Here is a 600-nt window from a genome sequence, read left to right on the forward strand (position 1 = left end):
CTTGTCCTTGAGCCGCTGCAAAAACATCCGGTTGCGGGTGCCGTCGGGCAACACCCGCGGCAGCAGAAAGCACGACAACCCGCCCGGTGCCTGCGCGAGCACCAAGAAGATGTCGCACATCGGCGCCGAGGTGAACCACTTGTGACCGGTCAGGCGGTAGGAGCCGTCAGCGTTGGGGATCGCCTGGGTGGTGCCGGCGCGCACATCGGAGCCGCCCTGTTTCTCCGTCATCGACATACCCGCGGTGATACCCGGCTTGGTGCTGGGCACCTTCAGATCGGGGTCATAGACCCTACTGGTCAGCAACGGCTCGTAGATAGCGGCGAGCTCCGGGTTCCAGCGCAACGCCGGGACTACGGCGTACGTCATCGAAATCGCGCACATATGAGCAGATTCGGCGGTCCATACGCTCGTCTTGGCCGCCCGGACCACATGCGCGCCGTGTCGGCCGTCGGCCCACGGGGCTGCGTGCAGACCATGTTCGACGGCCGTACGCATGAGCTCGTGATAGGCGGGGTCGTACTCGACCTCGTCGATGCGGTGGCCGTTGCGGTCGTGGGTGTGCAGGACGGGCCGATTGCGGTCGGCGAGCTCGCCCCA

General features: G+C 66.0%; 1 protein-coding gene. It reads right to left on the reverse strand.

The annotated features are described in order from the left end of the window. Positions 1-600: acyl-CoA dehydrogenase family protein (locus tag A5659_RS17520; RefSeq protein WP_197498052.1), on the reverse strand; the 600-nt coding region annotated here is incomplete at both ends.

The sequence above is a fragment of the Mycobacterium sp. 1165196.3 genome, from assembly GCF_001673415.1.
In the GTDB taxonomy this organism is placed as follows: domain Bacteria; phylum Actinomycetota; class Actinomycetes; order Mycobacteriales; family Mycobacteriaceae; genus Mycobacterium; species Mycobacterium europaeum_A.